12 protein-coding genes are annotated in these 14755 nt (G+C 66.6%); 10 read left to right on the top strand and 2 right to left on the bottom strand.

All coding sequences use genetic code 11. From position 1 onward, the window contains the following. Positions 1-431: 431 nt before the first annotated feature. Together ABVF28_RS11565 and ABVF28_RS11560 are read right to left on the bottom strand one after the other, a co-directional pair. A complete protein-coding gene (locus tag ABVF28_RS11565; protein ID WP_371030562.1) occupies positions 432-1331 on the bottom strand; it encodes a hypothetical protein in 900 nt (299 codons plus the stop codon). Between the two features lie 278 nt (positions 1332-1609). After that, positions 1610-1987 carry a hypothetical protein gene (locus tag ABVF28_RS11560; RefSeq protein WP_371030561.1) on the bottom strand — a complete coding sequence of 126 codons (378 nt, stop codon included), beginning with the start codon at positions 1985-1987 and terminating at the stop codon, positions 1610-1612. A gap of 658 nt (positions 1988-2645) precedes the next feature. Here ABVF28_RS11560 and ABVF28_RS11555 point away from each other — a divergent pair. From ABVF28_RS11555 to ABVF28_RS11510, 10 genes are all read left to right on the top strand, one after another. Continuing rightward, positions 2646-2807, top strand: coding sequence for a hypothetical protein (locus tag ABVF28_RS11555; RefSeq protein WP_371030560.1), 162 nt, complete (start codon positions 2646-2648; stop codon positions 2805-2807). Between the two features lie 17 nt (positions 2808-2824). Next, positions 2825-4417, top strand: a complete 1593-nt coding sequence (locus tag ABVF28_RS11550) for a hypothetical protein (RefSeq protein ID WP_371030559.1) — start codon at positions 2825-2827, stop codon at positions 4415-4417. 67 nt (positions 4418-4484) lie between these two features. After that, positions 4485-4757 (top strand): ATP-binding protein, encoded by a 273-nt coding sequence (locus tag ABVF28_RS11545; RefSeq protein WP_371030558.1) that lies wholly within the window; start codon positions 4485-4487, stop codon positions 4755-4757. A gap of 151 nt (positions 4758-4908) precedes the next feature. After that, positions 4909-5448 carry a winged helix-turn-helix domain-containing protein gene (locus ABVF28_RS11540; RefSeq protein WP_371030557.1) on the top strand — a complete coding sequence of 180 codons (540 nt, stop codon included), beginning with the start codon at positions 4909-4911 and terminating at the stop codon, positions 5446-5448. Positions 5449-5632: 184 nt separating this feature from the next. Next, positions 5633-6682 (top strand): ABC transporter substrate-binding protein, encoded by a 1050-nt coding sequence (locus ABVF28_RS11535; RefSeq protein WP_371030556.1) that lies wholly within the window; start codon positions 5633-5635, stop codon positions 6680-6682. Positions 6683-6697: 15 nt separating this feature from the next. Then, positions 6698-8464, top strand: a complete 1767-nt coding sequence (locus ABVF28_RS11530; RefSeq protein WP_371030555.1) for an ABC transporter permease — start codon at positions 6698-6700, stop codon at positions 8462-8464. Continuing rightward, positions 8442-9632, top strand: a complete 1191-nt coding sequence (locus ABVF28_RS11525) for an ABC transporter ATP-binding protein (protein WP_371030554.1) — start codon at positions 8442-8444, stop codon at positions 9630-9632. The genes ABVF28_RS11530 and ABVF28_RS11525 overlap by 23 nt, the downstream gene beginning before the upstream one ends. A 128-nt stretch (positions 9633-9760) precedes the next feature. Further along, positions 9761-10783, top strand: a complete 1023-nt coding sequence (locus ABVF28_RS11520) for a LacI family DNA-binding transcriptional regulator (protein WP_371030553.1) — start codon at positions 9761-9763, stop codon at positions 10781-10783. Positions 10784-10889: 106 nt separating this feature from the next. Beyond that, positions 10890-12569, top strand: coding sequence for an alpha,alpha-phosphotrehalase (locus ABVF28_RS11515; RefSeq protein WP_371030552.1), 1680 nt, complete (start codon positions 10890-10892; stop codon positions 12567-12569). Between the two features lie 8 nt (positions 12570-12577). After that, entirely contained in the window at positions 12578-14665 is a 2088-nt protein-coding gene (locus ABVF28_RS11510) for a glucose PTS transporter subunit IIA (protein WP_371030551.1), read from the top strand. Positions 14666-14755: the final 90 nt, after the last annotated feature.

Here is a 14755-nt window from a genome sequence, read left to right as displayed (position 1 = left end):
TAACGGGCGCCTCGAGCACCTCCGCGGTATCGCGCTCGGCTTCCGGAACCTGACCCACTACATCGCAAGATCACTCCTCGAGACCGGAGGATTCAGGCCCTCTCTACACTCTCAAACGCGATGAGCCCTAAGGGCTCATCGCAATCGAGAGTGTAGGAGCGGGCGGCGCGTAGGTAGAGGTTGAGGCCTCCCGAAAATGAAGGTTCCTAACAGGAAGCGTCTACAAGAAGCGACACACGACACTAGCTGCGCTCATGCTGCGATGTGCTCGAATCGAGAACACCGGCGCCAAAGCTACGTACACCAGAGGACGTCTACTGGGTGCCGTTGGCTGTGTGACGGCGGGGCGGCTCATCTTGGCTCCTCTAGGAGAAGATGCCGCCGTCTACCCAGGCACTTCCCGCGTCCTCCTGGTGCGCGGGTTGAGTTCGTCAGCGGTCTGGGTCGACAACGCTGCCATCCGGTTTGAGCACTTCAAGTACCTCGACGTGGCGAACGTCGAGACCAACCGGTGGGTGGATGGCGTCGTAGGTTACGCGGATGGTCCAGCTCATTGCACTCATTCGTCCCACTACGAGGCAGGCGCTGGGCCGGGGGTGAGTCCTACGAGGAAGCGAAGGCGAACGTTGCAGCCCTTGTGCCAGAGGGTTGGGAACTGATCGACGTTCGCGCTGACAAGTCTTAGCCGGCGCTTTCCTCACGGCCAGCGGCAGATCGCCGATGGCCGTTCCCCGAGCTGGTTCTACGCAATCGATGTGGAACCAGCGCCCGTGAAGACCGGGAGGATGGTCGCCAACTACGTACGTTGGATGGCGTGCTGGCAAGCCGACGTCATGAGGGCCCACAGCGGCTCCCGCACGCATGTAGAACCCGTCGCTGCCGTTTCGGTCGTCGACGAACCCGTCGAGGTAGCGCCCACCGCTGCAAACGACCAGGCCAGCCGCACCTTCCGAGAGTGACCCTCCGCGCCCGCGGCTGCGCGCGGCATCACGGACCCAGAGTGCCGAGAGCACGTAGTGCGTGCGGGCGATGAGCTGCGCCTGGTCCAATGGGAGATCCAGCAGCCCGAGCGGCGCGTACGACTCAACTGTCGCAGCGCCGGGAACTCCACCCAGCTCCAGGTCCCAAGCGACCAGCGTCTGTGAGGGAACCGGAGCCATGTCTTCCGCACCGTCGAAGATCTTCGACACGATCGCGCCTCCCAACTGACCGTCCGCGTCGACATGCTGTGAGTCGAAACCGACGATCAGCGCACTCGATACCACGCGCACCGCGCGAATCACTTCTGCGTCGTCCTCGACGCGGATCTCCACTAGTCCCGACACACTCATGACTGGCTCGCTTTCATCCCGATAAACGTACCCATGCCTGATTCTCGCTGAGCTTGACCTTGGCTTTCCCCCACCACCTCGAAAACTCGAGCGCACGGTGACTACCATTCCGGGAACATCACCACCTCGAACGCTCAGGCAACCTCCCCTTGGAGGCGTGGGATCGATCGGAGCGCAGCGCAGAGCGATCGCGCGGCAACCCCAGCCGCAGGCTGGCTCTCGGGGACCGAGCCCTGCGCGCTAAGAAACGGGTGGCCTAGATCCAGCCGGAGTGAGTCTCAGGCCAGTCCACCTTGGCGTTGCTCACGAGTGAACTCCGCCCACTTCTGCTCGGGGCGTGCGACCGGCATGCTTCGCCGCCACTGACGGCGGATCCTGGCCCACGCATCCTGTCGACGGACAAGCCAGGCGATCAACAGCACCCAGTTGAGCGCGATGATGCCCGTCCACCACCACAGTGCGTCCGAGAACGTGAACACTCCAGGGTGCTGGAGGTACTCGTTCGCCCAGAACCTCGACAGAACGAAGGTAGCGATGAGGGACTGGCCGAGCCAGAACGTGCACAACCACAGGAACGTGATCAAGATCGCGGGCATCCACGCGAACGGGTTGAACATGACACCGATGATGCTGAACGGGTAGCGGATCCAAGGCATGTCTGCACGCTAGTGGCGACCACGGACATTCGTGAATGGAACTTCCTGAATTCGTGCGCGTTTCGTGCGTAAACGGTCGGTGTCTCGTCAATGGGTGGTGAACATGTTCGCTAATCGAGAGGACGCACATGCCGTCTACACGAGGGCTGGGCGCGGCCGCGGCCGCCGTCTGTGGGGCAGGTTTGCTCATGCTGACCGCCCCAGTGGCTCACGCCACCGCATCAGAATCACCACCCGAATCCAGCGTCACCATTGACGCTCCGAGTCTGGACACTGGAGGCTCGCAACCCATCGAGTCCACCGACCCAGCCGAGTCCGCTGACCCAGAGCCGACCACGGATCCGGTCGAGACCACGGATCCGGTGGAGACTCCTGATCCTGTCGACCCGGTGACGCCCAGCGTGCTGGGAGGGATCGGCACTGGAACGTCGCCCATCCTCGCGGTTCCTGAGCAAGCAGCTCCCGTCGGTCAGTCCGACGACACCGCGTGGAGTGAGACGGATTCATCGTCCAGCTCTGACGTCGCCAGCACATCTGGCTCGACGTCACTCGCCCAGACAGGCAGCGAGGACACCCTCACCGGCGTGGGGCTTGCCGGACTGCTCGCGGTTGCCGCGGGCATCACCACCAAACTTGTTCGTTCAGCTCGGAGGGAAGCATGACAGCCAACATCGGGGCCCGTATGCGTGCCATTCTCGCGGGAACGGGAGCCGTCGCAATCGAGGCCGGTCTCCTCGTCGCATCCGCACCAGCCGCCCAGGCGGCCACCCACGGTCACGGCATCCGTGCCGGGACCGCGGCCTCATCGGCTCCTACCTGACCGAGAGTGGCGAGTACGTGCTCTGCGGCGAGGAAGAGAACGAGGTCTGGCCAGGCCTTGGCGAGAGCGTGCAGGAAGAGACCGTCTCGACCTGGAAGGAGGCATCCGGCGACACGCTCGCTCAGGTGAACTGGGCCATCGAGCAGTTCGCGGACACGGACGACTACTCCGCAGCTGCAGCGCAGCTGTTCATCTGGTCGGCCATCGACCCCGGAACGTTCGCCTCCAAGGGCGGCGTGACTGGATACACCTCCCTCATGGGTGATGCGGGCGTCACGGTCGAGCAGTACTTCAACAACATCACCGACGCATCCGCAGCCGTCACCGCAGCGACCGCACCCGTCGAAGGATCAGTCGAGTTCGTTGAGGGTTCGACGCCAGCGACCGGCACCGTCACCGCCAAGGCGACCGGCGCATCCTCCGGAACGCTCACCCTCACCGGGGCGACGTTCGAGGACGGCAGCTCGAGCAAGACGGTCAACCTGGACGAGTCGTACACCTACACGGCACCTGTCGCCGCTCCAGGCGCATCCACGTCGTTCTCCGGAACCGTCGCGGGCACCGTCAAGGGATACCCGGCAGAGGTTTCCGTCTGGGGCGTCGCTGACCGCGGCGACGCACAGAAGACGCTCCTCGGTGCAGGCCCGAAGGAGTTCCCGTGGGAGTTCTCGGGTCAGGCACGCGTTGACGTGCCTCTGCCGCCCGTCCCGACGATCACGACCAAGGCGATCGCCGCAGTCACGGTCGGTGACGACGCGCACGACGTCGCGATCGTGAAGGGCGAAGTCCAGGCTGGCTCGAAGGTCACGTTCGAAGCGTTCATCCAGAAGAAGGGCGAAAAGCTCGTCTGCGACGACACCAACAAGGTGTTCGACACGAAGAACTCGCCCATCGAGATCTCCAAGGCCGGCGAGTACACGTCCGGCAAGTACACGACCAAGGATGTCGGCAACCTCAACTGGATCGAGACGCTGCGCGACCTGTCCGGCAAGGTCATCGGCAAGGGCGAGTGCGGAGCTCCGAACGAGACCACCGTCGTCAAGCCCCTCCCGACCATCACGACCAAGGCCATCCCGACCGTGACCGTGGGCGACAAGGCGCACGACGTGGCAATCGTGACCGGCGAGGTCAAGAAGGGCTCGACCATCACGTTCGCGGCCTTCATCCAGAAAACCGGCGAAAAGCTCGTCTGCGAGGACGCCAACAAGGTCTTCGACACCAAGGGCTCGCCCATCGAGATCTCCAAGGCTGGCGAGTACACCTCGGAGGAGTACGTGACGGCGACGGTCGGTAACCTCAACTGGATCGAGACGCTGCGCGACCCGTCCGGCAAGGTCATCGGCAAGGGCGACTGTGGAGCTCCGAACGAGACCACGGTCGTGAACCCGCTCCCGCCCGTGCCGACTACGCCGCCAGCAGCGACGACGCCTCCTGCGCCGTCGACTCCTCCGGTAGCAACGCCTCCGCTGGCAACGACGGGTGCTGACGGCATGCTCCCGCTCGGACTCGGCACCGCAGGCGTGCTCCTCGCAGCCGCCGTGGCCCTCCTGATCACGCAGCGCGTCCGCGCAAAGCGTGAGCTCAAGACCGCCGAGCAGATCGCGGAGTAGTCCACACCAGGTAGCAGCAGCTGCCTGACCTGCGCGATGGCCCGTACCCACTTTTGGGTGCGGGCCATTGCGCACTGACACCGCGTCCCACCCGCAGATGAAGGAGCCGCATGCGCACGTCTACTGCATCCCCAGACCCGCTGACCACGCGCCGCTCTTCAGTCGCTTCTCGAGCGGCCGGCCGCTCGGCAACGGAACCGGGATCGGGCTCTTCATCTCGCAGCAGTTCGTGGAGCTGCAGGGCGGGCGCATCCACGTCGACACGATCTCCGGGAAAGGGACGACCATGATGTTCACGCTGCCGCTCGCCGACCCGTCGCTTCGACGGCGGCGCCGATGACCGCGCCGAGCAGCCTCGCCTTCGTCGTCGATGATGAACCCGCGATGCTCGACATCGTCACCTTCGCGCTCGAGACGCAGGGGTTCACCACGGAGTCGTTCCGTTCGGCCGAGGCAGCCTGGTCCGCTCTCGAGCGCTCCCGCCCGACCTCGTGGTGCTCGACATCATGCTGCCGGGCATCTCGGGCATCTCGCTCTGCCAGCGCATCAAGTCGCGCTGGGACGTGCCCGTCATGCTCGTCACGGCGAAGGGCGAGGTCTCCGATCGCATCGCTGGGCTGGAGGCGGAGGCCGACGACTACGTCGCGAAGCCGTTCCACCCCCGCGAGCTCGCCCTTCGAGCGCAGCGGTTGGTGCGGCGCACGGACTCGTCACGCGTCGTCGTCACCGCGGGTGTCCGTCTTGAGCTCGACCCCGCGAGCCACGACGTGATCGTCGGGACCGAGCGGGTGTCGCTCACCAACACCGAGTACAAGCTGCTGGCCGCCCTCATCTCGCATCCGAATTCGCCGCTCGACTTCTCGCAGCTGCTGCTCATGTGCTGGGGCGAGTACGACCGCCACGGAGACCGGGAGATGATCAAGGCGGCGATCTACCGGATGCGCCACAAGCTCGAAGCCGCGGTGCCCGGCAGCGCCGCGGCCATCGAGAGCGTGCGAGGCACCGGCTACCTGCTCCGCGCCGACCGCTGACGGCTGGCGACGCCCGCCAAGCCCAGGTGAGCCCGGGTCCCGCAGCCGCTCGGTGACGAAGCTGTCACCGAGCATCACCAAGCTGTCACGGACGGATGCCCGCCCCGCTCCTAGCTTTGGCATCGTCAGGCACAGCGTCCTGATGCTCGAAAGCACGGAAACAAGAACAAAGGAGTTCTCCAGCATGCAACGCAAAATGCTTCCTCTCGCAGTAGCGGCAACCGCCGCCACTGCTCTCCTCGCCGGTTGCTCGGCTGGTGCAGGCACTGAAGCTGGCGGCTCGAGTGAACCCGTCACGTTCATCTGCAGCCCGCAGGAGGACTGGTGCCAGCTCATCGCCGCCGAGTTCACGGCCGCGTCCGGCATCCCCGCCAACTACGTCCGCCTGAGCGGCGGTGAAGCGGTCGCCCGCCTCAGCGCGACCGGCGAGACTCCTGAGTTCGACGCGTGGTTCGGCGGAGGCGCTGAAGGGCACCTCGCGGCCGACGAGTCGGGCCTCCTCGAGCCGTACACCTCCCCGAACGCGGAGCAGATCCCCGACGAGTACAAGGACGCCGACGGCACCTGGACCGGCGTCTACGTCGGCGCGCTGAGCTTCTGCTCGAACACGGACGTGCTCGAGGAGATCGGCGCCGAGGCTCCCACCTCGTGGGATGACCTGCTCGACCCCAAGTTCAAGGGCAACATCGCGATGGCGCACCCCGGAACCTCAGGCACGGCGTACCAGGCGCTGTGGACCGAGGTCGAGCTGAACGACGGCGACCAGGATGCGGCGATCGACTTCTTCGGGAAGCTCCACTCGAACATCCTCCAGTACTCGAAGAGCGGCAGCGCACCCGGCCAGATGTCGGGCCGCGGCGAGGTCGCCACGGGCGTGATCTTCGCCCAGGACTGCCAGAAGTTCGTGAACGAGGGCTTCACGAACCTCGAGACGACGTTCCCGTCAGAGGGAACCGGCTACGAGGTCGGGGCCGTCTCCCTCATCAAGAACGCCAAGAACCCGGAAGGCGCCAAGGCGTTCATCGACTGGAGCCTGACGGCCGAGGCGCAGGACCTCGCCGCGACGGTCGGCAGCTACAGCGTGCCGACGAACCCCGACGCGACGATCACCGAGGACATGGTCGACTTCGACACGCTCCAGCTCGTGCACGCCGACATCGACGCCGCAGGCAAGGCACGCAACGAGCTCACGGGACGGTTCGACGCGGAGGTGGCGCCTGCTCCGAAGGAGTAGAAGCGCAGACGAACAATGACCTCCACACTCGAAGCAGTCGCGGGCGGCGTCACGCCGCCCGCGACCCCGGCCGCCCCCAGGCGCGGCAAGCGCCCGGCTCCACGAACGCGAGCACGCGCCGATCGCAGCGTCGTGATCCTCGGCCTCGCCGTCGCCCTCGTCCTCCTGCTGCTCATCGGCTACCCGGTGGTGAGCCTCCTGTCCGCGGCCTTCGCCCCGGACGGCCTCGCCGTGCTCGGCAGCATCGTCACCGACCCTGTCAACCACCGCATCATCCTCAACACCCTCACCCTCGGACTGATCGTCGGCGTGATCGGGACGATCATCGGCTTCCTGTTCGCCTTCGCCCAGGTGCGGGTCGCGTTCCGTGGGAAGCGCGCACTGCACCTGCTCGCGATGGTCCCGATCGTCGCACCGCCTTTCGCGGTCGCGACCGCCGTGATCACGCTCTTCGGGCGCAACGGCGCGATCAGCAACGGCATCTTCGGCATCAAGGGTGACATCTACGGCCTCACCGGCCTCGTGATCGTCCTCTCCCACTCCTTCTTCCCCGTCGCCTACATGAACTTTCGGGGCATGCTCGAGTCGCTCGACCCGAGCCTCGACGAGGCCGCCGCCGGTCTCGGCGCGAGCAAGCTCAAGGTGTTCTTCTCCGTCACCATCCCCATGCTGGTCCCCGGCTTCGCGGGCTCCTTCCTGCTGCTGTTCGTGGAGTCGATCGCCGACCTCGCCAACCCGCTCGTCCTCGGCGGCGACTACACGGTGCTCGCCAGCAGGGCGTACCTCGCCGTCACGGGCGACTACAACACGAGTGCCGGTGCCGCCTACTCGCTCACGATCCTCGTCCCGGCCCTCCTCGTGTTCCTCGTGCAGCGCTACTGGGTGTCGAAGAGGAGCGTCGTGACCGTGACCGGGAAGCCGACCGGGCGATCCGAGCAGATCACCGCCGCGAGCATCCGCGTGCCCATCCTCCTGCTCGTCGGCTCGATCAGCGCGCTCATCGTCACCATCTACCTGACCGTGCTGTCCGGCGGCTTCATGAAGGTGCCAGGCGTCAACAACGAGTTCACCCTCGAGCACTTCCAATTCGTGCTCACGGGCATCGGCTCGAAGGCGATGACCGACACCGCCACCCTGGCCCTCATCGCAGCACCCATCGCGGGTGTGCTCGGGATGCTCATCGCCTGGCTCGTGGTGCGCAAGCTTCGGCGCACGGCCGGCATCCTCGACTTCGTCGGGATGCTCGGGCTCGCCGTGCCTGGCACGGTGCTCGGCATCGGCTACGCGCTCAGCTACATCACGCCCACGACCATCTTCGGCGTGCAGATCCTGCCCGCGCTCGCGGGAGGCAGCGCCGCCTTCGCCGGTGGCATCGCGATCGTCATGGTCTACATCACGAGGTCGCTGCCGTCCGGTCAGCGCTCGGGCATCGCAGCGCTGAACCAGATCCACCCCGCCATCGAGGAGGCCTCAACCTCGCTCGGCGCGGGCTCTGGCACGACCTTCCGCAAGGTCACGCTGCCGCTCATCCAGTCGGCGCTCCTCACCGGCCTCACGTTCGCGTTCGCGCGGTCGATGACAACCCTGTCGCCCATCGTGTTCCTGACCACGCCCGGCATCAAGATCATGACCTCGCAGATCCTCGCCGAGGTCGACTCCGGCCGATTCGGGAACGCGTTTGCGTACTGCACGGTGCTGATCCTCATCGTGCTGACGCTCATCCTCATCATCAACTTCCTCGTCCGAAAGGTGATCTTCCGTGGTCGCACACACCGTCGTTGACTCCGTCGAAGGCCTCGCCGAGGCCGTCGGCCTCGACCCAGAGGCCGCGCTCGGCCGCATCACACTCCGCAAGCTGACGAAGCGGTACGGCGCGAAAGCGGACGACCCGCTCGCGGTCGACTCCATCGACCTGGAGATCGAGCCTGGCGAGTTCATCACCCTCCTGGGCCCGTCCGGCTGCGGCAAGACCTCGACGCTGCGCATGATCGCCGGCTTCGAGGAGCCGACCTCCGGCGAGCTGGAACTCGACGGTGCGGACATGATCCGCGTCGCCCCCAACCAGCGACCCATGTCGATGGTGTTCCAGTCGTACGCGCTGTTCCCGCACCTGTCGGTGCGCGAGAACGTGTCCTACGGCCTCAAGCTCAAGAAGATGCCGGCGGCGCGGATGCGCGAGGAGGTCGACACCGTCCTTACGATCATGAACCTCATGAACTTCGCCGACCGTGCCCCGCACCAGCTCTCGGGCGGCCAGCAGCAGCGTGTCGCCCTCGCCAGGGCCCTCGTCATGCGCCCGAAGGTGCTGCTTTTCGACGAGCCCCTGTCGAACCTCGACGCGAAGCTGCGTGTGCTCATGCGCAACGAGATCCGGCGCCTCCAGCGTCGCCTCGGCATCACGAGCATCTTCGTCACCCACGATCAGGACGAGGCGATGACCCTCTCCGACCGGATCGTCGTGATGAACCGGGGTCGGATCGAGCAGGTGGATGTGCCGGACACCGTCTACCGTCGCCCAGAGTCGGTCTTCGTCGCCGACTTCATCGGCCGGGCAACCTTCCTCGACGCGACCCTGCTCGCCGAGCCCACCAACGGCCGAGCGCGCGTCGTCGCGCTCGGGCGCGAATTCGAGACCGACTGCCAGGACGGGGTCACGATCGACACGGAGGTGCTGCTCATGATCAGGCCGGAGTCGGTTCGCCTCTCGGAGCGGGTGGATGCGGCAGACGTGCACGGGGACATCGGTCGCGTGCTCAACGCGATCTTCCACGGCGACAGCGTCGAGTACGAGATCGAGACGGACACCGGCACCATCGTCGCGCAGGTGTCCGACCCGTCCGTCGAGGACATCCTCCGGCCCATGGACTGCGTCCGCGTCAGCATCGCGCCTGACCGCGGGTGGCTACTGCCGAAGACCGACTACGAGGAGGACGCCGCGGCGGCGCACTAGTCACGTCGGCACCGTGAACTCGGGCCGTCTGCTCCTCCCGGAGCCGGCGGCCCGATTTCCGTCGTGGCGCTCACACGGGCCTCCCGGGCGAGGTCCTTGCCCGTATCCGAACGGCTATAGTCGCGATCATGGAGCCAGAAGACACCTCGCCCGTTGGCATGGCCGGCATCGCCGCCGCCGCGGGCGTCTCCGTCTCCACCGTCTCGCGGGCGCTCAGCGGCGTGCCCGGCGTCTCCACGGCGAAGCGCGCGGAGATCCGCAGGATCGCGCGGGCCCAGGGGTACCTGGCCGACGACATCGGCCGAGAGCAGAACCGGGACGCCCGAACCGCCGGGCGGATCACGGCCGTCATCCCGGAGCCTGACCGCTGGGTCTTCGGCTCCATCCTCGCCGGACTCCACGACGTGCTCACCCCGACGGGCGCGACGCTCACCGTCTACCAGGGGCTCTCCGGGCGTGAACGGACCAAGCTCTTCGAAGCCACCGCGCTCTCCCGCAGCAGCGACGTCGTGGTGCTCGTGCCGATGCCGCATCGCATGCCGGTCCCTGACGTGCGGCGCCTCGGCGTTCCCGTCGTCGTAGCCGGATCCGTTGTCGAGGGCGTCGCGAGCGTCGGCATCGACGACGTCGTCGTCGGCCAGCAGGCCACGAACTCCCTCATCAACGGCGGATGCACGAGCATCGTCTACGCGTCGAGCACCGACCACGAGGGCACGCCAGGCAACGCCTCCCGCCGCCGAGCCGAGGGCTTCGAGTCCCGCATGCAGCGCGCCGGACTCGACCCGAGCTGGCAGGTGCAGGTGCCGTTCGGCCCCACGGCGGGCCAGGTCGCCGCGGAGCAGCTGCTGGCCGGGGAGCGCCTGCCCGATGCGGTCTTCGCGTCGTCCGACGACCTCGCCTCCGGCATGATGTCCGCGTTCCGCAAGGCCGGGGTGCGCATCCCCGAGGACCTCTCGATCATCGGGGTCGACGACAGCCCCATCGCGAGCCTCATGCACCTCACCACGATTGCGCAGCCTGCACGCCAGCAAGGACACCTCGCGGCGTCGATGGCGTTGCGTGCCCTGCAGGGTGACCCGCCGAGCGAGGCGGTCACGCTCGAGACGCGCCTCGTCATCCGCGAATCGACGGGGCACCCGACCGCGAGATAGCGCGCGCTTCGCGGTCTTGCGGGTTGTTCCGGCCAGTTGCGCAAAGGCACGCAACAGTCACGCAAGCGCCCCGAATCGCGTCGGCCCCGGTCCTAGGCTTCTGCCGATGCGTACCGAATCCAACGGCGGCTTCCAGCAGAGCACCGTCTACCAGATCTACCCGAAGTCCTTCCTCGACTCCACGGGCAGCGGCGTCGGCGACCTCCGCGGTGTGATCCGGAAGATCCCGTACATCGCGTCGCTTGGCGTGGACATGGTCTGGTTCAACCCGTTCTTCGCGTCGCCGCAGGCTGACAACGGCTACGACATCTCCGACTACTACCGCATCGACCCCGAGATGGGCACGATGGCGGACTTCGAGGAGCTCGTCGCCGGCCTCAGGGCAGCGGGCATCGACGTCATGCTCGACATGGTGCTCAACCACACGTCCACGGAGCACGAGTGGTTCCAGCGGGCGCTCGCGGGCGAGGACGAGTACCGCGACTTCTACTTCGTGCGGCCGGCGGGTGCCGACGGCGGCCCCCCGAACAACTGGGTGTCCAAGTTCGGGGGAGCGGCGTGGGACCGCTTCGGGGACACCGACGAGTACTACCTGCACCTCTTCGACCGCACGCAGGCGGACCTCAACTGGCACAACCCTCGAGTGCGCAGCGAGATGGCCAAGATCGTCGAGTTCTGGCGACTCAAGGGCGTGCGCGGGTTCCGCTTCGACGTCATCAACCTCATCTCGAAGCCCGTCGACCTGCCCTCGGCGCCCGAGGGTGCCGACGACCGGTACATGTACACCGACGGCGAGCTCGTCACGACGTTCCTGCGCGAGCTGGCGGAGGCCTCCTACGGCAAAGACACCGGGTGCGTCACGGTCGGCGAGATGTCCTCGACCTCGATCGAGCGGTGCGTCGAGTACTCGCATCCCGAATCCGGGGCCCTCTCCATGGTGTTCAACTTCCACCACCTCAAGGTCGACTACATCGACGGCAAGAAGTGGTCGGTCGGGCGCTTCGAGCTCGACGAGCTGCGCCGTGTGCTCATGGAGTGGGCCGACGGGATGCAGGCTGGCGGCGGCTGGAACGCGCTGTTCTGGAACAACCACGACCAGCCCCGCGCGCTCAACCGCTTCGGCGACGCGAGCCGGTTCCGGGTCGAGTCGGCGATGATGCACGCCACGCTCCTGCACCTGTTCCGCGGCACGCCGTACGTGTACATGGGGGAGGAGATCGGCATGACCGACCCCGAGTACACGTCGATCGACGACTACGTCGACGTCGAGGCGATCAACGCGCACACGGCGCTTGTCGGCACCGGCCTGTCCGACGAGGACGCATTGCAGATCGTCCGCGCGAAGGCCAGAGACAACGCCCGCACCCCCATGCAGTGGGAGCCCGGCCCAACCGCCGGCTTCACCTCGGGCACGCCGTGGCTCCGGCCCACGAACGCCGCGCTCATCAACGTGGCTGCCGAGGAGCGGAACGGGCGCATCCTGCCCTACTACCGCCGGCTCATCGAGCTGCGGAAGGCGCACCCCGTCATCAGCCACGGCGAGATAGCCGGGTATGCGCCAGAGCACCCGCACGTCTTCGCCTACGAGCGCACGCTCGGCGAGACGCGCCTGCTCGTCCTCGCGAACTTCCTCGGCAGCCCCACGCGCATCGACGTGCCGGCCGAGTTCACTTCGGGTCGCGTGCTCATCTCCACCATCGACCGCGCCGCCGCGCCGAGCTCGCCCGACGTCGAGCTCGCGCCGTACGAGGCCCTCGCGATCATCCTCGAACCTTCCGAAAGCTAGGAGCAGCAATGTCCCAGACCGAACTCAGCGGAGGCATCGTCGCGCCGCTCGCCGGCACGATGGTCGCCATCACCGATGTCCCAGACCCCATGTTCGCCTCGAAGGCCATGGGCGACGGGTTCGCCGTCGCGCCGAACGCAGACGATGTCGTCGCGCCGTGCAGCGGAACCGTCATCATGGTCGCCAAGACCGCGCACGCCTTCGGCATCCGCACCGACGACGGCCTCGAGGTGCTTGTGCACATGGGCATCGACACGGTCGAGCTCGAGGGCGCGCCCTTCTCGATGCACGTCGACGTCGACGACCGCGTCGAGGCCGGGCAGCCGCTCGGGCGCATGGATCTCGCTGCCGTCGAAGCCGCGGGCAAGAGCACCATGACCATGGTGATCTTCCTCAACCTGGCCCAGAAGAAGGGCTCCGTCGAAGCCGCGACCGGCCCCATCGGGCTCGGCGAGCAAGCTGCGACCCTCGACATCCCCGAGCAGGATGCGGATGCGACAGCGGCGGCGCCAGCGGCAACGGCAACAACGGAGGCGTCAGCGCAGAGCGCGGCTTCGCCCACGACTGCGAAGATCGCCGTGGCCGCCGGGCACCCCTCCGGCGCGACCGGATTCGACGCCCTCGCCTACGACATCGTCGAGGGCATCGGCGGCAAGGACAACATCCGCAACGTCGTCCACTGCATCACCCGCGTTCGCTTCACGCTGAAGGACACGGAAGCGGCCAACGACGACCTCGTCAAGAACCTCGATGGCGTCATCGACGTCATCAAGGCAGGCGGCCAGTACCAGGTCGTCATCGGCCCGGCCGTGGAAGACGTCTACGACGCCGTGGTCCGTGTCATCGGCGGCACGGGGGAGGCGTCGCCTGACGACGAGCCAGTCGAGCGGCCGACGACCATCGTCGGGTGGTTCCAGTTCGGCTTCAGCTCGCTCATCGGCGTCATCACCGGCTCGATGATCCCCGTGATCGGGCTGCTCGCCGCATCCGGAATCCTGAAGGGCATCCTGGCACTGCTGACGCAGTTCGGGGTCGTCGCGAGCGACAGCTCGACCTATGCGCTCATCGACGCGATGTCGTCGTCGATGTTCTACTTCCTGCCCATCATCATCGGGTTCACGGCGGCACGCAGGTTCGGCTCCGACCCCATCATCGTCGCCATCATCGGCGGCGTGCTCGTGTTCCCCTCGGTCGTGTCGATGTCGGACCCCGAGGCCGATGGCTACACGGTCGTCAGCCAGCTCGGCAACACGATCTTCAACGCCGACTTCTTCGGCATTCCCGTGGCGCTGCCGCAGGGCAACGCCTACGCGTACTCGATCTTCCCGATCATCGTCGCCGCCTACCTCGCGTCGCTGCTCGAGCCGCAGCTCAAGAAGTACATTCCGGCGGTCGTGCGGATGATCTTCGCGCCGCTGCTCGAGGTCTTCATCATCTCGACCGTCATGCTCGTGGTCTTCGGCCCCATCATCATGACCATCTCGGGCGGCGTCGCCAACGGCATCAACGGCGTGCTCGAGGTCAACTACGCGATCGCTGGCCTCATCATCGGCGCCCTCTACCAGTGCCTCGTCATCTTCGGCCTGCACTGGGCGGTCATCCCGCTCGTCGCCTCGCAGATCGCGATCGACGGCTCGTCGCCGCTCAACGCGATCATCTCGGCGACCATGGTGGCGCAGGGTGGCGGCGCGCTGGCGATCTGGATCCGCACGCGCAGCCAGAAGATCAAGACCCTCGCGGGCCCCGCGACCATCTCGGCGTTCTGCGGCATCACGGAACCGGCGATGTACGGCTTGAACCTCAAGTACGGTCGGGTCTTCATCACCGCGTCCGCCGGTGGCGCGATCGGCGGCTTCCTCACGGGGCTCATGGATGTGAACATGTACGGCTTCACGGGAGCGTTCGTCGGCTTCCCGTCGTTCGTGAACCCTGCAGGGCTCGACCACAGCTTCTTCGGATTCCTCATCGCCTCCACGGCTGCACTCGTGGTCTCGTTCACGCTCACCTACTTCTTCGGGTACAGCGACAACGACCTCGAGACGGAACGCGCCGTCAAGAAGGTTCGCCTCGGGAAGCGCGAGCCCGCGGGCGTCTAGAGTTCCCGCGCCGCCACGTCGTCGGCGGCGCGGGGCGACAGAGCGGAGACCCCGGTGGTCACCTCGAGGATGCGCCCTCGAGGTGGACAC

This window comes from Pseudoclavibacter sp. JSM 162008 (assembly GCF_041366455.1).
GTDB lineage: Bacteria > Actinomycetota > Actinomycetes > Actinomycetales > Microbacteriaceae > Pseudoclavibacter.
Note: the sequence above shows the minus strand (reverse complement) of the source record. Positions and strands in the feature narration are given on the sequence as shown.